Origin of the sequence: Actinomyces ruminis (genome assembly GCF_002154335.2) — a bacterium.
Taxonomy (GTDB): Bacteria; Actinomycetota; Actinomycetes; order Actinomycetales; family Actinomycetaceae; genus Actinomyces; species Actinomyces ruminis.
In genome coordinates this window covers 109,618-128,294 of the sequence record NZ_MTPX02000082.1, presented here as the reverse complement: position 1 = coordinate 128,294, position 18,677 = coordinate 109,618, and the positions used below count along the sequence as shown (strand labels likewise).

General features: G+C 67.8%; 20 protein-coding genes. 7 read left to right on the top strand and 13 right to left on the bottom strand.

Translation table 11 applies throughout. The annotated features are described in order from the left end of the window. The first annotated feature begins 233 nt into the window (after positions 1-233). Positions 234-401, top strand: a complete 168-nt coding sequence (locus tag BW737_RS15135; protein WP_073327418.1) for a DUF3117 domain-containing protein — start codon at positions 234-236, stop codon at positions 399-401. Between the two features lie 74 nt (positions 402-475). Here BW737_RS15135 and BW737_RS15130 read toward each other — a convergent pair whose 3' ends face one another. Next, on the bottom strand, positions 476-1,111 hold the full coding sequence (locus tag BW737_RS15130; protein ID WP_086614623.1) for an O-methyltransferase: 636 nt from the start codon (positions 1,109-1,111) through the stop codon (positions 476-478). 154 nt (positions 1,112-1,265) lie between these two features. Between BW737_RS15130 and BW737_RS15125 the strand changes: the two genes are divergently transcribed. Continuing rightward, positions 1,266-2,267 carry a twin-arginine translocase TatA/TatE family subunit gene (locus tag BW737_RS15125; RefSeq protein ID WP_338063953.1) on the top strand — a complete coding sequence of 334 codons (1,002 nt, stop codon included), beginning with the start codon at positions 1,266-1,268 and terminating at the stop codon, positions 2,265-2,267. Between the two features lie 181 nt (positions 2,268-2,448). On the opposite strand, the gene BW737_RS15120 is transcribed toward BW737_RS15125, so the two are convergent. The 3 genes from BW737_RS15120 to BW737_RS15110 form a co-directional block, all read right to left on the bottom strand. Then, positions 2,449-3,603 carry an Mrp/NBP35 family ATP-binding protein gene (locus BW737_RS15120; RefSeq protein ID WP_086614624.1) on the bottom strand — a complete coding sequence of 385 codons (1,155 nt, stop codon included), beginning with the start codon at positions 3,601-3,603 and terminating at the stop codon, positions 2,449-2,451. Positions 3,604-3,687: 84 nt separating this feature from the next. After that, complete coding sequence (locus BW737_RS15115; protein WP_086614625.1) at positions 3,688-4,359, bottom strand: DUF1003 domain-containing protein; 672 nt, start codon at positions 4,357-4,359, stop codon at positions 3,688-3,690. Next, on the bottom strand, positions 4,352-5,644 hold the full coding sequence (locus tag BW737_RS15110) for a magnesium transporter MgtE N-terminal domain-containing protein (RefSeq protein ID WP_086614626.1): 1,293 nt from the start codon (positions 5,642-5,644) through the stop codon (positions 4,352-4,354). The genes BW737_RS15115 and BW737_RS15110 overlap by 8 nt, the downstream gene beginning before the upstream one ends. A gap of 100 nt (positions 5,645-5,744) precedes the next feature. Between BW737_RS15110 and BW737_RS15105 the strand changes: the two genes are divergently transcribed. Beyond that, a complete protein-coding gene (locus BW737_RS15105) occupies positions 5,745-6,581 on the top strand; it encodes a YflT domain-containing protein (protein ID WP_257210919.1) in 837 nt (278 codons plus the stop codon). 115 nt (positions 6,582-6,696) lie between these two features. Here the strand turns inward: BW737_RS15105 and BW737_RS15100 are convergent, their stop codons facing one another. From BW737_RS15100 to BW737_RS19660, 5 genes are all read right to left on the bottom strand, one after another. Beyond that, positions 6,697-7,461: a class I SAM-dependent methyltransferase gene (locus BW737_RS15100; RefSeq protein WP_086614627.1), complete on the bottom strand. Its 765-nt coding sequence runs from the start codon at positions 7,459-7,461 to the stop codon at positions 6,697-6,699. A 748-nt stretch (positions 7,462-8,209) separates the two neighbouring features. Continuing rightward, on the bottom strand, positions 8,210-9,157 hold the full coding sequence (locus BW737_RS15095) for a cation diffusion facilitator family transporter (protein ID WP_086614628.1): 948 nt from the start codon (positions 9,155-9,157) through the stop codon (positions 8,210-8,212). Positions 9,158-9,302: 145 nt separating this feature from the next. Continuing rightward, positions 9,303-10,934, bottom strand: a complete 1,632-nt coding sequence (locus BW737_RS15090; protein WP_086614629.1) for an aminopeptidase P family protein — start codon at positions 10,932-10,934, stop codon at positions 9,303-9,305. A 47-nt stretch (positions 10,935-10,981) separates the two neighbouring features. After that, complete coding sequence (locus BW737_RS20165; protein WP_420835771.1) at positions 10,982-11,545, bottom strand: Gfo/Idh/MocA family protein; 564 nt, start codon at positions 11,543-11,545, stop codon at positions 10,982-10,984. A gap of 68 nt (positions 11,546-11,613) precedes the next feature. Then, on the bottom strand, positions 11,614-12,129 hold the full coding sequence (locus tag BW737_RS19660; RefSeq protein WP_338063952.1) for a Gfo/Idh/MocA family protein: 516 nt from the start codon (positions 12,127-12,129) through the stop codon (positions 11,614-11,616). A 136-nt stretch (positions 12,130-12,265) separates the two neighbouring features. Between BW737_RS19660 and BW737_RS15080 the strand changes: the two genes are divergently transcribed. Both BW737_RS15080 and BW737_RS15075 read left to right on the top strand, forming a co-directional pair. Continuing rightward, positions 12,266-13,111, top strand: coding sequence for a PHP domain-containing protein (locus BW737_RS15080; RefSeq protein WP_086614630.1), 846 nt, complete (start codon positions 12,266-12,268; stop codon positions 13,109-13,111). Between the two features lie 33 nt (positions 13,112-13,144). Then, entirely contained in the window at positions 13,145-13,780 is a 636-nt protein-coding gene (locus BW737_RS15075) for a MarC family protein (RefSeq protein ID WP_086614631.1), read from the top strand. Between the two features lie 61 nt (positions 13,781-13,841). Here the strand turns inward: BW737_RS15075 and BW737_RS19655 are convergent, their stop codons facing one another. The 4 genes from BW737_RS19655 to BW737_RS15065 all read right to left on the bottom strand — a co-directional run bounded on the left by BW737_RS19655 (position 13,842) and on the right by BW737_RS15065 (position 16,542). Further along, a complete protein-coding gene (locus tag BW737_RS19655; protein ID WP_338063951.1) occupies positions 13,842-14,831 on the bottom strand; it encodes a DEAD/DEAH box helicase in 990 nt (329 codons plus the stop codon). Then, a complete protein-coding gene (locus BW737_RS19650; RefSeq protein ID WP_338063950.1) occupies positions 14,732-15,547 on the bottom strand; it encodes a DEAD/DEAH box helicase in 816 nt (271 codons plus the stop codon). Before BW737_RS19650 ends, BW737_RS19655 begins: the two co-directional genes overlap by 100 nt. A gap of 48 nt (positions 15,548-15,595) precedes the next feature. Beyond that, positions 15,596-15,727: a hypothetical protein gene (locus tag BW737_RS19080; RefSeq protein ID WP_257210918.1), complete on the bottom strand. Its 132-nt coding sequence runs from the start codon at positions 15,725-15,727 to the stop codon at positions 15,596-15,598. Positions 15,728-15,852: 125 nt separating this feature from the next. Continuing rightward, positions 15,853-16,542, bottom strand: a complete 690-nt coding sequence (locus BW737_RS15065) for a TetR/AcrR family transcriptional regulator (protein ID WP_086614632.1) — start codon at positions 16,540-16,542, stop codon at positions 15,853-15,855. Positions 16,543-16,718: 176 nt separating this feature from the next. Here BW737_RS15065 and BW737_RS15060 point away from each other — a divergent pair, with 176 nt between their 5' ends. Beyond that, a complete protein-coding gene (locus BW737_RS15060) occupies positions 16,719-17,999 on the top strand; it encodes an MFS transporter (RefSeq protein ID WP_086614633.1) in 1,281 nt (426 codons plus the stop codon). 15 nt (positions 18,000-18,014) lie between these two features. Further along, positions 18,015-18,668 carry an NAD(P)-dependent oxidoreductase gene (locus tag BW737_RS15055; protein WP_086614634.1) on the top strand — a complete coding sequence of 218 codons (654 nt, stop codon included), beginning with the start codon at positions 18,015-18,017 and terminating at the stop codon, positions 18,666-18,668. Positions 18,669-18,677 lie beyond the last annotated feature (9 nt).

Below are 18,677 nucleotides of genomic sequence, written 5' to 3'. Positions count from 1 at the left end.
CCAACGGGCTCACTCGTACCCCGACCGGTCGGAGTGGACCGCCGAGTAACGCGGGCGGCGGGCCGCTAGCGGCCCGCCGTGAGGCCACTGTGAGGGGGCGCTAGCGGCCCGCCCTGGGCAGGCCTGCAGGCGTGGACTCAGCCACGTTTCGGCGCAAACTAGCGACTTTATGCCGTAGAATGTTACTGGGAGATGCGGTAAAAGTCCGCGAATCATCAGTGAAAGGGGAGCACATGGCTGCCATGAAGCCCAGGACCGGCGACGGGCCGCTCGAGGTCGTCAAGGAGGGCCGCTCCATCATCATGCGGATGCCGCTCGAAGGCGGCGGTCGCCTGGTTGTTGAGATCACGCCCGACGAGATCAAGGAGCTTCAGGAGGCGCTGGCCTCCGTAAAGTACTGAACCGGATTCTGGGCGGCGCGGCAGCAGGCGCCGGCAAGCCACCCCGAAACCGGCGGATCCGCCCGGCCAGGCTGTTAGGCCCGGCGGACGGCAACCAACAGACCGTCGCCGATCGGCAGCAATGACGCCAGTAGACCCTCTTCGTCCCGCAGCGTCTTGCCCAGTTCGCGCGCCGCAACCGTAGTGGCGTCGCGACGTGCCGGGTCGGCGACGTGGTCGTTCCACAGCGCGTGCGTAACCGCCAGGACACCACCCGTGCGCAGCATGCGGACCGCCTGCACCACCAGCTCCGCCGCCTCCTGAGGGGGAACGTCGAGCACCACCATGTCGTAGGACTGGGCGGCCATGCGGGGCATGACGTCGGAGGCCCGGCCCTGAATGATGCGCGTGTGCGAGCCCGGATAGCCGGCCTCGTCGAAGGCGCGGCGGGCCTCGCGCTGGAACTCCGGCTCGACGTCGATGGTGGTCAGCACGCCGTCGGCCCCCATGCCGGCCAACAGCCACAGGCCGGAAACGCCCGTGCCCGTGCCTACCTCGGCGACGGACTTGGCACCGCCGGCGGCGGCCAGCATGCGCAGCGCCGCGCCGGTGGCGGGGGACACCGGGTCGGTGCCGAACTCGATGCCGCGCAGGCGCGCCTGCGCGATTGGTTCGCTCTCGACCGGGAACTCTTCCGTGTAGGACCAGCTCAGTGTCTTGTCAGCAGCCACCGTATGCCCCTTCCGCGGCACCGGGCCGCATAGCCGTCGTTTTGCCCCGCGGTGCCGGGATGCCGGCGCGGGGTGCGCCCATTGTTTCAGGTCCGGCGCGGGCGCGCGTCCAGCCGTCTGCCTGGTTGCCCATACTCTTCCCTATACTGGCGTCATGTTGCCGGGTATCTCGGGTGCGGAGTTCTTTGTTCTCCTGCTGGTAGTAGTCATTGTGGTAGGGCCGCAGCGCCTGCCCGAGTACACCCGCAAGCTGACCCAGGGTGTGCGGCGCCTGCGCGTGTTCTTAGACAATGCCAAGACCCAGATCGCCGAGGAGGTCGGTCCCGAGCTGGGAGAGCTGGACCTGTCCGACCTGGACCCGCGCAATTACGACCCCCGCAAGATCGTGCGCGACGCGCTGGGCGAGGACCTCGATGCCATTCGCAGGGACCTGGCCAATCCCTTCCAGGCGGTGATGGAAACCGCCAAGGAGGCCAGCGACGAGGCCGCAGCCGCGGTGAGCGGTAAGGGACAGAAGAAGTCCAAGTCGCTGTCGAAGATGATCGAGGAAAAGGCCGAGGAGACGCGCACCGCTCGGGCGGCGACCGCCGAACAGCAAGAATCGGACGATTCGGCACAGGCGGGGGAGAAGGATCCGGAGCAGGCGGCGCAGGAGGCTGCGGCGGTTACGGCCGAGCTGCCTCAGGTCGCCCCGGTTGCCGCTGTTGCCGCGGAGTCGGCCGCCGCAGATGCGGGTGACGTCACCGACGAGGGCGTCGAGAATACGGACGACACCACCGCCGATGCCGCCCGGGTCGCGATAGAGGCGGGGGACACGGTCACCACCGAGATCCCCGAGGTGCAGCCGACCACCGGTGTCAAAGTCACCGCGGAGGGCGATGAAGCAGCCGAGGCGGTCGAGGCTGACACAGCCCAGGCAGAGTCCGTCACCGATGCGGAAGACACCGTCGAGCCGGCTGCGGAAGCGGCTGTGGCTGAGGAACCCCAGGCGTCCGCGGAAGAGGCTGCCGCCGGCATCCCCTCCAGCCTGGAGGCGGCAGGCCCCGAGGACGAGTCCATGCAGGCCCTACGCCCGGTCTCGCCGCGCGACATTGTGCGCGCCGCCAACGAAGCCGCCCGCACCCGCGCCGAGGCGGCAACCGCCGCCGTCGCCTGAAAGGTCCCACCCCGCCGCGATGGTACGCCGAGACCGGCACTAGTGACGTCTCGCGCCCGGTTGGAGCGGTGCGATGCTCGGTTTGGACCCCTTACGTCGGTTTGGACCGCCTGCGTGGCACACTGCGGCGGTCCAAAGCAGGGACGGCGGTCCGAACAGCCACCAAGACGTGCGCAGCCGCTTAGCCGACGGCGTCGACCGGGCTGATCCCCAACGACTTACCGGACAGGCCGCGTGCGCGGTGTCCGAGCTGACGAGCCACACCGGCCAGTTGCAAGGCGGCGGGGGAGTCGGTGGCGGGCCCGTCGCCGACGGCGATGGTCGCCGGGATGCCCGCGTCCGCGCCCTCGCGCAGCTTGATGTCCAGCGGCAGCTGCGCCAGCAGCGGCACCTCGTATCCCAGGGCAGACGTCAGCGACCCGGAGACGGCCTGGCCACCACCGGAGCCGAAGATCTCCAGGCGCGACCCATCGGGCTGTGGCAGGTAGGACATGTTCTCGATCACGCCGACGACCCGCTGATGGGTCTGTGATGCGATCAATCCGGTGCGCTCGGCCACCTCGGCGGCGGCCGTCTGCGGGGTGGTGACCACCAGGATCTCGGCGTCCGGCAGCAACTGTGCCACCGAGATGGTCACGTCGCCGGTCCCTGGCGGCAGGTCCAGCAGCAGCACGTCCAGGTCCCCCCAGAACACGTCGGAGAGGAACTGCTGTACGGCCCGGTGCAACATGGGGCCGCGCCAGACGACCGGCTGCTTGTCCTCCACGAACATGCCGATGGAGATGACCTTCACCCCGTGGGCGATGGGCGGAATGATCATGCCGTCCAACTGGGTGGGAACTTGGTCCACGCCCAGCATGCGGGGGATGGAGAAGCCGTAGATGTCGGCGTCGACGACCCCGACGTTCAGCCCCTGGGCCGCCATCGCCGCGGCCAGGTTGGCGGTGACGGAGGACTTGCCGACGCCGCCCTTGCCCGAGGTGACCGCGTAGACGCGCGTGAGGTTGTCGGGCTTGGTGAAGGGGATGACCGGTTCGGCAGCGCCGCCGCGCAGGCGGGTACGCAGTTCGGCCCGCTGCTCGTCGTTCATCACGCCCATGTTCACGTGCACGTCGGTCACGCCGTCCAGGGCGCCGACCTCCTTGCGCGCGTCCGCGGTGATGGTGTCCCGCAGTGGGCAGCCGGCGACGGTCAGCAGCACTCCGACGGTGACGACGCCATCGGCAGCGATCTCGATGGAGTCGACCATGCCGAGGTCGGTAATCGGACGGCGCAGCTCGGGGTCAATCACGCGGGCGAGCGCCTCGCGGACTGCGTCTTCGGTGGGGAGGGTCATGGCGCAATCCTATGACCCGTCGGCCGGTCCGCTGCAGGACGTTATGGTGGCGAGGCACACGCCGACGGCGGAAATGCGCGGGCGTCAGGCCTCTTCCGCATCCTGCTGCGCCGCCGGTGCTGCGGCCTTAGCCGTATCCGGGTGCGCTCCGACGGCGTCCGGCCCCGGCCTTCCCGACGCCTCCCCCGTGGGCGCGCCGTCCGCCGGCTCGGGTTCCTTGTCGTCACCCTCTTTGAGGTCCTCATGCAGCTCTTCGCGGGTGCGCTGCTCCTCCTCCAGCAGTTCCTCCAGCACGCTGCGCAGCTCCGAGCGCACGAAGTCGCGGGTGGCGACGTCGTTCATGGCCAGGCGCAGGGAGGCGATCTCCCGGGTCAGGTACTCGGTGTCCTCCAGGTTGCGCTCGGCGCGCTGGCGGTCCTGCTCGGCGGTGACCCGGTCGCGGTCGTCCTGCCGGTTCTGTGCCAGCAGGATCAGTGGCGCCGAGTAGGAGGCCTGCGTGGAGAAGGCGAGGTTGAGCAGAATGAAGGGATAGGGGTCCCAGGCGGCACCGTCGTTGATTTTCACCAGCAGGATGTTCGCGGCGATCCAGGCCACGACGAACACCGTCATGTACAGCACGAACTTCGGCGAGCCCATAAAACGCGCCGTGGCTTCGGCGAAGCGTCCGAAGCCGTCTGAACGGGAGCGGGAGGGATGCGTCCAACGCATCCACCGGGAACGGTTTTTCGACAGGGGCTGGTCGAGCTGGTCAGGCATTGGCGCTCCTCTCAATCATCTCGTCGGTGATGGCGTCGTCGGCCTCGCGCCAATCGTCGGGCATGAGGTGGTCAAGCACGTCGTCGACGGACACGGCGCCCAGCAGGCGACCGGCGTCGTCGAGCACGGGCAGGGCCGTGAGATTGTAGGTCGCCAGCAGACGTGTGACGGTGCCGATGGAGTCGTTGGCGTGCACGCTCTCCAGGTCCTTGTCCAAAACCGAACCGAGCAACTGCTGGGGGCGTTCGCGCAGGGCCCGCTGGAGGTGCACCATGCCCAGGAAACGGCCAGTGGGCGACTCCAGCGGCGGGCGGCACACGAAGGCGACAGCGGCCAGCGCCGGCGGCACCTCGGCCTTGCGGGCCTGTGCCAGGAAGGTGGCGACGGTGGCCTCCGGCGGCAGGATGATCGGCTCGGTGGTCATCAGGCCGCCGGCCGTGTACTCGTCGTAGACCAGCAGGCGGCGCACGTCCTCTGCCTCCTCCGGCTCCATCAGGTCCAGGAGTTGGGAGGCCATGGATTCCGGTAGGGCGGAGACCAGGTCCGCGGCGTCGTCGGGCTGCATGGCGTCCAGCACGTCGGCGGCGCGGGCGGCGTCCAGGCCGGACAGGAGCGCCACCGCGTCGTCATCGGATAGCTCCTCGGCCGCGTCGGCCAAACGCTCGTCGGACAGCTCGGCGGCCACCTCCAGCTGCCGGGCCAGTGGCAGGTCGGACAGCACGTCCGCCAGGTCGGCGGGCTTGAGCCCCTCCATGGTGGCCAACAGCGCGGTGGCCCCCTGCTGATCGGCGGAACCGGCCAAGCCCGTGACCTCATCGGGACGCACGGTGAAGGTCTCGCCGCGGCGCAGCCCCAGTGGCCCGGAGGAGCCCCGCTGCACGAACAAGCGGGTCACCTTCCAGTCCATGCCGCGGTCGCGTTCGATGGCGACGTCGCGGATGGTCACCTGCCCGGAGCCGTCGCGCAGGGTGACGACCCGGTCCAGCAGTTCGCCGACCACCAATGTCTCCACGCGGCGCTTCTCGAAGCGGCGGATGTTTACCAGCCCGGTGGTGATGACGGCGCCCGGCTCGATCGCAGTCACCCGTGACAGCGGTAGAAAAACGCGACGCCGGCCCGCCACCTCGATCACCATGCCGACGGCGCGCGGCTGGCCGCGCAGGCGGATGAGCACCACGACGTCGTGCACCTTGCCGACGGCGTCGCCGAGGGGATCGAAGACGGTCGTGCCCACGAGTCGGGCGACGAAGACTCTGAGGGGGCTGCGCGTCTTGGTGTTTTCCACAACGGCCAGCCTATCGGCGCGGCGGGGTTCGTGCCGCCTCACGTTTTCGCCGCTCGATGAAGCGTGGTCCCGCGCCGTAGCTACGTGGGACGATGTGCCCATGAGCCAGAGCCAATTCTCCACGCAGGCCGCGCCGTTCGGCATGGCGCGGGGAACCATCCCGCGCGGTGATGAGGTCGCTTCCTTCGCGACCTACGCGGAGGCGCAGCACGCGGTCGACTCGCTGTCAGATGCCGGTTTCCCCGTCCAGCACCTGGCGATCATCGGTACCGACCTGCGCCAGGTAGAGCGCATCACCGGTCGCATGAGCTGGGGGCGCGCGGTGGCCAACGGCGCCATGTCGGGGCTGTGGATCGGGTTGTTCTTCGCCGCCATGATGGCGTTGTTCGGTCCCAGCGAGAGCACGGGCACGGTGATGATCGCGGCGATCATCATGGGCATCATCTGGGGAATGATCTTCCAGGTCGCCGCCTACGCGGTCACTCGCGGCCGGCGCGACTTCACCTCCATCAGCCAGGTGGTCGCCTCGCGCTACTCCATCATCGCCTCCGAGCTGTCGGCGGAGGCGGCGCGCGCGCTCGCGGACCTCCCGGGCAATCTCACCCGCGGCGGGCAGTCGGCGCGTCGAGCCGAGGAGCGCCGCGCTGCCCGGCAACAGGCTCGCGGTCAGGGCAGCAGTACCTTCGGGTCTCGTCCGGACGAACAGCCCCGCTTCGGGGTGCGTCTTCCCGAAGGTGTGGATCCGCAGAGCTACACGCAGGGCCAGTCCCGGCCCGATGCGGTCCCCGCGCCGCAAACCGGCCCGGAGACAGAATCACAACCGACGGGAGCACCGAGCGCCGAGGTGCCCGAAGCCCAGGCGGATGACCAGGGTGCGGAACATCCTGAGGATGACGACCCCTACCTCCGTCGCCCGGGCGACTCTCCGCGCGTCTAGCGCAGGCTCGCGGGCATCCGTCCATAGTGTTGGCGCTACGGTTCTTTGTAGCCCATGGCGATGTAGAATCGAACTGCAGGCTTCATGTAAGCGTCTTTTCGACGGGGTATGTCTGCTATTTCTTCCGTGCGACGACATAAAACCGGTGGATGCTGCCCTCGATCGCGCCGTTCTTCTCGATGATTTCCTGTGCCTCGTACAGGCGGTCAAGGCAACCCTCGACGGAGAATCCGGGAAACTCCCACTCAATGATCCGCGCGAACCAGACAAGCGCGCCAACGTCAAAGAACCGTATCGGTCGGTGGGCTTCTCCGCTCTCCAGCACGTCGAAGCCGTATTCGCGGAGTTCCGCCTCTCGCGTGTCGAGGTACTGGTCGGGGTAGGGCGGATCCGTGATGTGAGGAAGAAGTAGCTGAACCAACTCGCTGTCGTTCTCTGCTCCTACCTGCTGGGTCAAGAACAATCCGTTCGGCTTCAGTGTGCGCCGCAGCTCGGCGACGTCGTAATCCCCGTGTCTGTTGGTTATAGCATCAAAGCTCGCGTCGGGGAAGGGAAGCCTGTCGCTTCTGTCTGCCTCCCTGAAATCTATCCCCAGTGGCAGTAGAATCTGTTTGCACAGCTCCACGTTGGGCGGATAGCCCTCGGTTGCCGCTGTGTTTTCATTCGGGTGATGGAAGGACAGTAGGAACTCTCCACCTCCGGTGTCCATGTCCATCAACTTCATGCTGTCTTTCCGGTATTTCTGAACAACCTCGCCGAAATCCCATGGTAAATCGTCCTCCTCTGCATATCTTCCGCGTATGTGTGAAAAGTTCCATCCGTGGATGTGAGCGATGCGTTGTTCCTCTTTCCAAAGCTCTTCGAGTCGTTCTGAGCTCACTTGTGTCACCCCTTTGAATGAGAGACGGGCGATCGTTCGAGTTGATCATTATATTGGTGTGGCGCTTGGTGGCTTCTCGTGTGGAGCATCCTTTTATTCGATGCGGATTGACGTTGCTCGTGGAACCGTGCCGCATAGCTGGTTCAACGCATCGTTTGCTGTCTCCAACGATTTGATCTGCACTTTGCTGCTGGTAGCGTAACATATAGACGTCAGCCATTCCGGGCTTTTCCGGCTTGTGGGTGTGGTGGTGGATTTTGCCGTGGCGTGTGGGCGGGGTGCTGGGCCCTCTGCCTGCGGGTGTGCGGGCCGCCCTCGGGCGCGGTCAAGCCTCTTCGCATGCCCCCATGACGGTTCGTCACCTAGCACCGACGATTCGCATGAACAACGACGATTCGTGCACCTAACTACCGAACCGTCGCAAAAAGTAGCGAACCGTCCACCGGAACACACGAACCGTCGGGCCAGCGCACGAACCGTCACGCCTCACCCCACCGCGCTAACCGGAACCAATATCGGACCAAATACGAACGCATTCGTATGCAGTCACACGCCCACCGGGACCGGCCTCACCAGCCAGGTGCCCGCTACTCGCCCACCACGCCCCCGAACCGGAAGAGCTTCTTTGACCGGCCACGTGCGGTACGGCTCCGGGATTCGAGCGCTTCGGCCAGTGGGGTGGTGCTCTGCCAGGAGACGTTATCGGTTCGAGCGGGAATCGGGGCTTCAGGCAAGCCACCGCGGGGCGTCAGACGCAGACGGTCGGCTCGTGCGTGCGATGCACCGCCGGCTCGAGCTGGAAGGTGGCATGCTCAATGCGCACCGGGAAGTGCTCGGCCACGCAGCTCTGCAGGGCATCCAGGATCTCACCGGTGCGTCCCTGTGCAAGCCAGGCGTCGGCGACGACGACGTGTGCGGTGAGCACCGGCAACCCCGAGGCTACGGTCCAGGCGTGCAGGTCGTGTACCTCCTCCACACCGTTCACGGCCAGCAGGTGGCGACGTACCTCCGCCAGGTCCAGCGCCTCCGGGGTGCGCTCCATGAGCACACCGAGGGCGGCGCGCAGCAGGGAGACGACCCGAGGCGCAATCAGCGCGACGATCACCAGGGAAGCGACGGCGTCGGCACGCGCCCAGCCGGTGGCGGCCACCACGATGGCGGCCACGATCACGCCGACACTGCCCAGCGCGTCATTCGCGACCTCCAGGAAGGCGGCCCGCATATTCAGGTTCTGGTCGTGGCCGCCGGAGAGGACCAGCAGGCCCACCACGTTGGCCGCCAGGCCGACCAGGCCCATGACCAGCATGCCGTGCGCCCCCACCTCGGCCCCGGTTGCCAGCGTGATCACTGCCTTAACGCCAACGACGATGCCGACCACACCCAGCAGGGACGCCTGCAGAGCGGCCCCCAGGATTTCGGCGCGGCGCAGTCCCCACGTGGAGCGATCGGTAGCCGGCCGCATCGACAGATGCGCGGCCACCAGCGCCATGACCAGGCCGACGACGTCGGTAAGCATGTGACCGGCGTCGGCCAGCAGTGCCAGTGAGCCGGTCAGCAGCGCGGTAACGACCTCGGCCACCAGCACGCTCGCCGTCAGGCACAGGACGATGGCAAGCCGGCCGCGGGAGGCGCCGACGCCGTGGGCATGCGTGTGCGCCTGGTCGTGTGCGTGTGTGCGCCAGTCGGGGGCGGTCATGCCCACTCCCCGGCGGCTGCGAACGAAATGCGGGTGGATGTCGAGGCGACCCGTGATGGCGGCACACCTCGATGATAGTGATCCGTGCCGTCCCGGTCTCAAGAGCCGTCAGCAAAGCCGATCGCATCCGGGCGGCGGCAAGCGGTCAGCCGATGAGCCCGCTGACCCAGGCCTCCACTTCCTCGACGGTGCGGGGAATCGCCTGGGTCAGGCGGCGCACGCTGCCGTCGGGGTCGACGACGACATCGTCCTCGATCCGCACGCCGATGCCGCGCAGCTCTTCTGGCACCAGCAGGTCGTCGGCGCGGAAGTACAGGCCCGGCTCGATGGTGAAGACCATGCCCGGGCGCAGCTCGGCTTCCATGCTCATCTCCCGGCGCGCCTGGGCGCAGTCGTGCACGTCCAGGCCCAGGTGGTGGCTGGTGCCGTGCACCATCCAGCGGCGGTGGAACTGTCCGTCCGGTCCCAGGGCGTCGGCGGCGGTGACGCCGTCGGGCAGCATGCCCCACTCCTCCAGGCGGGCGGCGATCACCTCCATGGCGGCGGTGTGCACGTCCCGGAAGCGGCAGCCGGGCGTGTTGGCGCGGGCGAAGGCGGCGTCGGCGGCGTCCAAGACCGCCTGGTAGACGCGGCGCTGCGGGGCGGTGAAGCGACCGTCCACCGGGATGGTGCGGGTGACGTCGGCGGTGTACAGGGAGTCGATCTCTACGCCGGCGTCCACCAGTACCAGTTCGCCGGGGCGCACGGCGCCGTCGTTGTTGATCCAGTGCAGCGTGTTGGCGTGGTTGCCTGCGGCGGCGATGGTCTCATAGCCGAGCCCGTTGCCCTCCTCGCGGGCCTTGGCGCCGAAGGCGCCCTCCAGGACGCGCTCGCCGCGCCAGTGACCGGTGGCGCGCGGAATGGAGCGGATCAGGTCGTCAAAGCCGGCGCGGGTGGCGTCCACGGCCCGCTGCAGCTGGTCGACCTCCCACGGGTCCTTGGTCAGGCGCAGCTCGCTGGTGGCCTCCGCCAGGGCGTCGTCGACCTGCTGGGCGTCCTGACCGGCCGCGAGCCCGGCGGCCGTGCGCACCCGGTCCACCAGGGCCGTGACCGCCGCGTCGGCCTGCGCCACCACGCGCAGCTGCACGCCGTCGGGGCCGGCGTCCTTGGCGAGCGCGTCCGGCAGGGAGTCGATGTGGGCGCAGCGGATTCCGGTGGCCGCCTCGACCTCGTCGATTGAGGGGCGCTGGCCCACCCACAGTTCCCCGTAGCGGGGGTCGGCGTAGAACTCCTCGGACGACCGGGAGGCGCGGGGGCGGAAGTACAGCACCGCCTCGTGTGTGGGCACGCCTGCGGCTTTGCCCGTGTCGCCAGAGTCATCAGTGGCGACGACGCCGCTCGCCTTGGCGCTCGCATTCCCGGCGGCCAGCGGCTCCAGCACCAGCACGGCGTCGGGCTCGAAGTCGGCGCCGGTGCCGGCCAGATGGGCGAAGGCCGAGTGCGGGCGGAAGCGGTAGTCGCAGTCGTTGTTACGGGTCACCAGCGCGCCGGCGGGGATGACGAGCCGGTCGCCGGGGAACCGGGCGCCCAGGGCCTCCCGCCGGGCCACGGCCCAGGGGGCGGCCTCATTGCGGGCGGGCAGTGTGTCCGGGCGCGGGCCCCAGCCGGAGCCGATGAAGTCACGGAAGGCCTGGTTGGTGGGCCGGTGCGAGCGGTTGTTGCCGCGCTCTGCAAGTGTCTGGGGCGCCTCGGCGTCCACTGCGGAAGTCGCGGGGGAGTCGGATACGGAATCGGTCATGGCTCCATAGTGGCACGCGCGCCGGAGGCGAGGCGCACCGGGCGGCGTCAGTCGGGATCGCCCGGGAAGCGCACCCCCACCTGCTGGCGGGCCTCATAGAGCACCTCGACGGCGGCCACCGAGTTGGCCAGCGGATGCAGTTCCGACTCGCGCGCCCCGGAGCGCACCAGGCGGCAGAAGGCCTCCAACTCGTATCCGAGCACCGGTCCGCTGCGCTTGACCGACAGGTCCTGGACGGCGTCGGCAGCGGCCTTGAGCCGGTCTGCGCCGGCGGTGCCGCCCGCGTCGGCTGCGGTGCCGCGTAGGGCGATTTGCTGCGGCCACTGGCAGTCGTCCAGGGTCAGTACCGCGTGATCGCCGGCGATCGCGGAGCCGGTGCCGGCCGGGGAGGTCTTGGAGTGCAGGCACACCACCTCAAAGCCGGCGGGCTGGGCCCGGCGGGTGGTGTCGGCTTCGGGCTCAGCGGCGTAGTCGAGCACAACCGTGCCCAGAGCGTCCGCGCCCTCCTCCAGCAGCACCCCGGTCGCCGTAACCCGGGCGGGTGCCCCGAACAGGTGGATTGCCAAGCTGATCGGGTAGACGCCCAGGTCCATGAGGGAACCGCCCGCCATGGCCGGGTTGAAGGCCGGTGGCAGGGACCCGGCCCGGTAGGCGTCCATGCGGGAGGAGAACTGCTCCTTTACCAGCAGCGCACGCCGGATCGGTCCCAGCCGGGGCAGGTTGTCGCGCAGCACCGCGACGCCGGGCTCGAAGGCAGGCAGCCACCCCTCCATGAGCAGCCGATCGTTGCGCCGGGCGGCCGCCACCATGCTCGCGCCTGGGCGGGTGTGGGGGCGAAGGGCTTTTCCACCAGCACGTGCCGGCCGGCTTCGAGGGCGGCGAGCGTGTGCTCGGGGTGCAGCAGGTTGGGGGACCCAACGTAGACGACGTCCACCAGTGGGTCGCCGTCGGCGTCGCGGGCGGCGAGCATCTCCTCCAGCGATGCGAAGGCGGCCGGGATGGCGTGCTCGGCGGCGAAGGCGGCCGCCCGTTCCGGGTGCGCGGAGGTGACGGCGATGATCTCGGCGTCGGGAATCTCGCGGGCCGCCTCGACGAACCAGCGGGCGATGAAACCGGCACCGATCATGCCGAAGCGGATAGGCGTGGGGGCGGAGGCGGATTGAGCGGGTAAGCCGGGCGCTGCGGAGGTGCTCATGGCTTCACGCTAGCAAGTAACCGGCATCACAGTCAGGGGGTGCGCTGCCGTTGCCCGCCGTGCCCGGTCGGTACATGACGCCGCCCGCTGCAGTTGGGCGCGCCAGGACACCTGCCCCCATTCGTACACTTGGCAGGTGCGCATCGACCCCCACACTCACTCCTCCTACTCGGACGGCACGGACACGCCCGCCGCGCTTATGGCTGCCGCCGCCCGCGAGGACCTCGACGTTGTCGGCCTGACCGACCACGACACGACCGAGGGGTGGGCCGAGGCGGCCGCGGCGGTGCCGCGCACGGGCGTGACCCTGTTGCGCGGCGCGGAGATCTCTTGCTCGGCCGACGGCGTGACCCTGCACCTGCTGGCCTACCTGTTCGATCCCGACTACGGCCCGCTCGCGGAGGCGCTGACCGCCGCCCGTCAGTCGCGCTCTAATCGGACCCGGTACATGGTCGAGCGCCTGGCGGTGGACTACCCCATCACCTGGGAAGACGTGCTTGCGCAGGCCGCCGACGCCGTCACTATCGGCCGCCCGCATATTGCCGATGCGCTCGTGGCCGCCGGGAGCTTTCCCAACCGGTCCGCCGCCTTCGCCGGACCACTGGCGACTTCCAGCCCGTACTACGTGCACTACTGGGCCTTGGACCCGGTGGAGGCCTGCCGGCTCGTGCGTGAGGCCGGGGGCGTGCCGGTGGCGGCGCACCCGCGTGCCGCCAAACGACAGCGGCGCCTGGTGCCGGATGCGACCTTCGCCCGGATGGCCGAGGCCGGTCTGGCCGCGATCGAGGTCGATCATCGCGACCACGACCCCGCCCAGCGGGAGCAGGCCCGTGCGCTGGCACGGGAGCTCGGGCTCGGCGTGTCCGGAGCCTCCGACTATCACGGCGACGGCAAGCCGAACCGGCTGGGGGAGAACCTCATGCCGCCGGCGCTGTTGGAACAGATCGTCGCCGAGGGCGCACTGCCGTTGATTGCGCCCTGAACACCCGCCCACATTCGTCTGATCGCCCCACCCATGCTCGCCAACATCTTCGACCTCACGCTCTTCGCCACCGCGCTCACCACGATCCTGGTTATTCAGGACCCGTTGGGCGCTATTCCGATTTTTCTGTCGCTAACCAGCCGACAGACCGACGCCGAGCGCACGTGTTCGGCCCGCCAGGCCACCCTGGTGTCCTTCGCGGTGATCCTCGCCTTTGCGATCTTCGGCCGCTACATTCTGCGGTTCTTGGGCATCACCGTGCCGGCGCTGCAGATTTCCGGCGGGCTGTTGCTCCTGCTGGTGGCGCTCGAGCTGCTAACCGACAAGACCGATGAACACCCCGATCCGGACTCGGTGGCCACCAACGCCGCGCTCGTTCCCCTGGGCACGCCCCTGTTGGCCGGGCCGGGTGCGATTGTGGCCACCATGGTGGCGGTGGAGTCGGCGTCCGGGCCGGTGGTCGGCTGGGTGAGCGTGACCGCCGCGATCGTGGTGACACACCTGGTCATCTGGGTAGTGCTGCGGTTCTCTGTGGTCCTGCACCGGTTGCTGGGGGAGTCGGCGATTCAGGTGCTCACCCGCGTTTTCGGGTTGTTGCTGGCCGCGATCGCGGTGCAGATGATGGCCGACGGCGTGATCGCCTACATCGGCGCGGTTGCCGGCGCCTGAGTGCGCAAAGGCACGCGTGCCCGGGCTCGCCAGGAGCGGCGGGCTCGAGCACGCGGCGTCATTAGTTTCGGTCTCGCGAGATGGTGCCTAAGGACACGGCGTTAGGAGTCGGCGCGACCACCGTGGGTGCGGCGGCGGTTGCGCTTGCGGCGCGGCCGGTCGCCTGCGCGGAGGTGGTGCGTCCCGTACGGGAAACCGCTCCCGAGCCGTTGCGCCTCGAGCCGCCGTCGCGCCCGGTGCCGGAGCTGCGTCGGCCGCGCCCCCGACCCCGGCCACCGCGCCCCTCGCGGGCGTGCCGACCGGTCTCACCCAGGTCCTCGATCTGCTCGGCGTCCAGACCGGCCAGCACCCGCTTGCTGCGCGGCAGCTTGCCGGTGACGTCCCGAGGGATGTTCAGGTCCGTGTACAGGTGGTCGGAGGTGTGATAGGTCTCCACCGGCTCCTCGATCGGCAGGCCGAGTGCCTTGGCGATCAGGCGCCAGCGGGAGACGTCGTCCCAGTCGACGAAGGTGATTGCGGTGCCCGAACCACCCGCGCGGCCGGTGCGGCCGATGCGGTGGACGTAGATCTTCTCGTCCTCGGGGCACTGGTAGTTGATGACGTGGGTGACGTCGTCGACGTCGATGCCGCGCGCCGCCACGTCCGTGGCCACCAACACGTCCACCTTGCCCTTGCGGAAGGCACGCAACGCCTGCTCGCGGGCGCCCTGCCCCAGGTCGCCGTGCAGAGCGGCGGTGGCGAAGCCGCGAGCGGCCAGGTCCTCGGCCACGCGGGCGGCCGTGCGCTTGGTGCGGGCGAAGATGATGGTGCGGCCGCGACCCTCGGCCTGCAGAATGCGGGAGAGCACCTCGACCTTGTTCAGCGCGTGGGTGCGGTAGACAACCTGCTGCACGGTCTTGACCGTCATGGACTCGTCGCCCGGATCCTGAGCGCGGATATGGGTCGGCTTGGTCATGTAGCGGCGGGCCAGGGCGACGACGGCGCCCGGCATGGTGGCGCTGAACAGCATGGTGTGGCGGTCGGAGCGGGTGCGCGAGAGAATCTTCTCCACGTCCGGCAGGAAGCCAGATCGAGCATCTCGTCCGCCTCGTCCAGCACCACGGTGGTCACGTGGGTCAGATCCAGGACCCGACGGTCCATGAGGTCGATGATGCGGCCGGGGGTGCCGACGACGATCTCTGCGCCCTGCTCGATCGCCTCGATCTGCGGCTCGTAGGCGCGTCCGCCGTACACCTGGACGATGCGCACCGTGCGCTTGGCGGCGGCACCCGCCAGCTCCTCGGCCACCTGCTTGGCCAGCTCGCGGGTGGGCAGGATCACCAGTGCCTGTGGGGAGCCGGAGGCGGGGTCCTCGTCCCAGCCCTCCTCGCCGGGGCCGAGGGTGTCCATGAGCAGGGGGATGCCGAAACCGAGGGTCTTGCCGGTGCCGGTCTTGGCCTGGCCGATGATGTCCTGGCCGCGCAACGCAATCGGCAGGGTGAGCGCCTGAATGGGGAAGGGGTGGGTGATGCCCTTGTCCGCCAGGGCCTGGCAGATCTCCTCCTCGACGCCGAAGTCGGCGAAGGTGCGCGTGGTCAGGTCGGTCTCGGAGCCGGCGTCGGTGATGTCCGGCTTGGCGTCGTCCAATACTGGAGCGTGGGCCTGGGTGGTGGAGATGATCCCGGAGGCGGCGTGGGACGGTGTGCCGGGTGCTTCGGTAGCCGCGGCGGGATGCTGCGGCTCGGCCGGTGCGGCGGTTGATTCAGTTGTTGCGGTCTGCTCGGTCACGATGCGTTATGTGCTTTCGGTTGTGTGCAATCCGGGCGGGGCCCGGGCTCAGGCGGCGCGGACGAGGTGCCGACGTGCGACGGCCTTCGCGCCCGCGGTCATATGCGGCAGCCGATCGCGGATGACGCCCCACACGTTGCCGTGGCGGCAGGTGGGGCCGAGAGGCATGACGATGGGCATGGCGACCGGGCAACCTGAGCCCAGCCTAGTCAACCGAACCAGGCATCGGGGGTCGCTGGGAAGAGATATGGGTCGCGTTGGTACGAGCGCTCTGGTTGCCGTGTTGGTAGACGATGTCTGTAGCCTCACCCACAAGGGAGCGCTTTGGCGGCGTCGGATGCTCGTTCGTTGGCGCTTCCTTGCTCCAGTTCGCTCAGCGGCTTGACCAGGACTCCGTCGAGGAACTCCCGCAGACCGGCGGCCATATCGACCCTGCTGTCGAGAAGCCATTGGATCTGCAATCCATCTTGCAGGGCGGCGGTATTCCTGGCGATCCGTTCCACGTCACAGCCATCTCGAAGCTGCCCTTCAGCCTTGATCTGGGTGAAAGCACGCCGGTTCTGCTCGATGACCATCTCATAGCGGTCTACGAAGTAGTCGTGTGCGGGGTGCGTGGGCGCGGTCGCCTCTGCGCTGAGGGTGGCGTACAGCTCGATGAGGGATCGCTGGGTGGCGTTGTGCTCCATCAAGGTCACCAGCGCAGACAGGAAGGGGATACCTTCACGGGCCTTGTCCGCCAGGAGGATGCTGTCACCCTGATCACGTGACTCCAGAACCGCCCTGAGGAGCTCTGCCTTCGTGGGAAAGTGGTGCAGCAGCGTCGAGTGGGTTACTCCGGCGCGCTTGGCTATATCGCGGAGCGATGAGGCGTTGAAGCCGGACTCGCCGAACAAGGCGACCGCAGCCTTGATGATCTTGACCTGGGTAGCGCGGCCGGTTGCGTACGTCCCGCGGCGTCGCCGGAGCGGGACTGTCTCTGTGTCGCTTTCACTCATAAGGACCTCGCCTTCAGCTGCAGGTTACCTGGGGTTGGGCTCTGTCGAGCAATCGGAGGTAGGGAGACAAACTGAACATGAACCATCTGGTCGATCTTTATGCTAGGGTAGGTCCGTCCGCAACGGTTGAGGCGCTTCCGACGAGACGAAGCACCGTCGCGGCATGAGTGGAGGCAATGATGACTCCAGACATTGGGCGCAGTCGGAACGGGACGACCTTCTTGACGGTCAGGTTCTGCGTGATGATGCTGCTCCAGTTCCTGGTCTTTGGGGCCTGGTTTCAGACGCTGGGCTTGGTGATGTCCACTTTCGGGATGGCCAATGCGATCGGCCTGGCATATTCCTCAGCGTCTATCGGCGCCTTCGTCGCGCCCCTGCTGGTGGGGTCGTTGGCGGACCGATGGTTCCGGTCCGAGCGGCTCTTGGCGACGACTCACCTGGTGTGCGCAGCTCTCATGATCGCGCTGCGCAACTCGGTGCTGGCAGGGTCGGAAGGGTGGACGTTGACGCTTGTCTTCATCTACATGGCGTTCTACATGCCCACCATGGGGATCGCGAACAGCATTGTCTTCAGACACATGGGTGAGGGGAACAGCAACTTCCCGTACGTGCGTGTCTTCGGCACCATCGGCTACGTCGTTGCGGGGGTCGTCGTCGGCCAGGGCGGCCTGTCCGCATCCCCGTCCGTCTTCCTGGTATCGGCATCGATCTCCGTGGTCATGGCCGTCTACTCCCTGACGCTTCCTCCGACGGCGCCAACCGGCACCGAATCCAAGTTCTCGTTGAGCGACCTGGTGGGCGCAGGGGCATTCACGCTGTTCCGGCACCACAACTTCCGTGTCTTCGCGGCGTGCGTGTTGCTCGCCGGTATCCCGCTGGCGCTCTACACCGCATATGCCTCCGCCTACATCGATGCCCTCGGAGTGAAGAACGTGGCCACTGTGATGGCGCTCGGCCCCTTCTCGGAGATCATCTTCGTGGTGACCATCCCATGGCTTCTCCGCAAGGTCGGGATGAAGTGGTCGTTGATGATAGGCATGCTGAGCTGGACGATCAGGTTGCCGCTGATGGCACTCGCGGCTGGGACGGGACTGATCCCACTGATCATCGCGATCGCGATGCAGGGCGTTTGCAACGACTTCCTCCTCGTCCTGGGTGCGATGTACGTGTCCAGCCTCTGCCCGCCCGAGATCAGTGCACAAGGTCAGAGCTTGTTCACGATGCTGTACAACGGCCTGGGCGCCCTCATCGGATCCTTGTTCGGGAACGTCGTCTTCAACTCGGTGGTTGCTCCGAACCTCGGGGCTCGAGGCACGGGCGCATGGATTCCTCTCTGGATCATAGGTGCGTGCGCAGCCGGCATCGCCGTTGTCCTATGGGCGCTCGGGCACCGTGGCCAACCCGTCCCGGAGACCTCATCGTCCAGCAGCGCGGTCCCCGCGACTAATCGCGACTAATTTGGAAGGATAGTCATGGATATCACTGTTCTCTGTTCAGACGGACGCGTCGGCTCGCGTATCGCGGCCGAGGCCGTCGGTCGGCGCCACCATGTGCGCGGCATCGACATTCACGAGACGCCTCGGGTAGAGGGACTGGCCGAGTATCACCGCCTCAATATCGCCGACGTCAATGGCATCGCCGAAGCGAGCCGGGGATCGGACGCGGTCGTCTACGCCGGTGCGCCGTTAGCGCTGGGACTGGACAAGGTCGAGGAGCTTATCGAGGGCGTCATCGAGGCTACCAAGCAGGCGGGCGTTGCTCGTCTACTGGTGGTCGGCGGTGCAGGCACGGCACTGACAACCGAGGGGAAGGTGTATCTGTACACGAAGTTCTTCTCCAAGACGATCAGGCCTGTTGTCGGGATGCATGAGCGAGTTCTGGAACGTATGCGACAGGAGCACGACTTGGACTGGGTCGTCCAAACGCCGCCCGCGATGATGGAGGAGAACGTCGGTGAGCGGACCGGCCACTACCGCACCGGTCATGACCACCTGGTAGTCACCGATCTCGAGAGCACCGATTACCCCCACATCAGCACTATTTCAATGCAGGACTATGCCGTCGCGATGGTAGACGAGATCGAGACACCCGTCCATCACCGGGAGCGGTACACAGTAGGCTACTGACCGAGAATG

Excerpts from the sequence above, each read along its gene's own strand:
- BW737_RS15065 (WP_086614632.1), bottom strand. The coding sequence starts at position 16,542 with ATGAGTGAAAGCGACACAGAGACAGTCCCGCTCCGGCGACGCCGCGGG.
- BW737_RS15115 (WP_086614625.1), bottom strand. The coding sequence starts at position 4,359 with ATGCCTGACCAGCTCGACCAGCCCCTGTCGAAAAACCGTTCCCGGTGG.
- BW737_RS15090 (WP_086614629.1), bottom strand. The coding sequence starts at position 10,934 with ATGACCGATTCCGTATCCGACTCCCCCGCGACTTCCGCAGTGGACGCC.
- BW737_RS15120 (WP_086614624.1), bottom strand. The coding sequence starts at position 3,603 with ATGACCCTCCCCACCGAAGACGCAGTCCGCGAGGCGCTCGCCCGCGTG.
- BW737_RS15105 (WP_257210919.1), top strand. The coding sequence starts at position 5,745 with ATGAGCCAGAGCCAATTCTCCACGCAGGCCGCGCCGTTCGGCATGGCG.
- BW737_RS15125 (WP_338063953.1), top strand. The coding sequence starts at position 1,266 with ATGTTGCCGGGTATCTCGGGTGCGGAGTTCTTTGTTCTCCTGCTGGTA.
- BW737_RS15095 (WP_086614628.1), bottom strand. The coding sequence starts at position 9,157 with ATGACCGCCCCCGACTGGCGCACACACGCACACGACCAGGCGCACACG.
- BW737_RS19080 (WP_257210918.1), bottom strand. The coding sequence starts at position 15,727 with ATGCCCATCGTCATGCCTCTCGGCCCCACCTGCCGCCACGGCAACGTG.
- BW737_RS19660 (WP_338063952.1), bottom strand. The coding sequence starts at position 12,129 with ATGAGCACCTCCGCAGCGCCCGGCTTACCCGCTCAATCCGCCTCCGCC.
- BW737_RS15060 (WP_086614633.1), top strand. The coding sequence starts at position 16,719 with ATGATGACTCCAGACATTGGGCGCAGTCGGAACGGGACGACCTTCTTG.
- BW737_RS20165 (WP_420835771.1), bottom strand. The coding sequence starts at position 11,545 with ATGGCGGGCGGTTCCCTCATGGACCTGGGCGTCTACCCGATCAGCTTG.
- BW737_RS15135 (WP_073327418.1), top strand. The coding sequence starts at position 234 with ATGGCTGCCATGAAGCCCAGGACCGGCGACGGGCCGCTCGAGGTCGTC.
- BW737_RS15075 (WP_086614631.1), top strand. The coding sequence starts at position 13,145 with ATGCTCGCCAACATCTTCGACCTCACGCTCTTCGCCACCGCGCTCACC.
- BW737_RS15055 (WP_086614634.1), top strand. The coding sequence starts at position 18,015 with ATGGATATCACTGTTCTCTGTTCAGACGGACGCGTCGGCTCGCGTATC.